The sequence below is a fragment of the Corallococcus carmarthensis genome (assembly GCF_003611695.1).
GTDB lineage: Bacteria > Myxococcota > Myxococcia > Myxococcales > Myxococcaceae > Corallococcus > Corallococcus carmarthensis.
Window position 1 is genome coordinate 1 of the sequence record NZ_RAWE01000484.1, and the last position, 310, is coordinate 310.

1 protein-coding gene is annotated in these 310 nt (G+C 65.8%); it reads right to left on the bottom strand.

Annotated elements, in window-relative coordinates; genetic code table 11:
* Positions 1-41 precede the first annotated feature (41 nt).
* The coding region (locus D7X32_RS44600; RefSeq protein ID WP_147450544.1) for a response regulator at positions 42-310 on the bottom strand (269 nt) is incomplete at its 5' end.

Here is a 310-nt window from a genome sequence, read left to right on the forward strand (position 1 = left end):
GTGCCACGCCCGAGGCGGCCAAGGCTCCCTGAGGCGCGGGGCTACTCGGCGCCAGGGGGCATCAGCTCCTTGGCGACGAGGTTGCCCATCACGGCGTCCTTGGGGATGTAGCCGTCGGCGCCGGCCTCGCGGCAGATGCGCTGGAGCTCCTCGACGTTCTCACCGGAGCACAGCAGCACCTTGATGCCCTTGAAGAGGCTGTTGCTCTTGATGAAGCGGCAGAACTGTTCGCCGTTCACGTTGGGCATGCGCACGTCCAGCAACACCAGGTCCGGGCGCGTCTGCTTCTTCAGGATGATCTTCGTGGCCT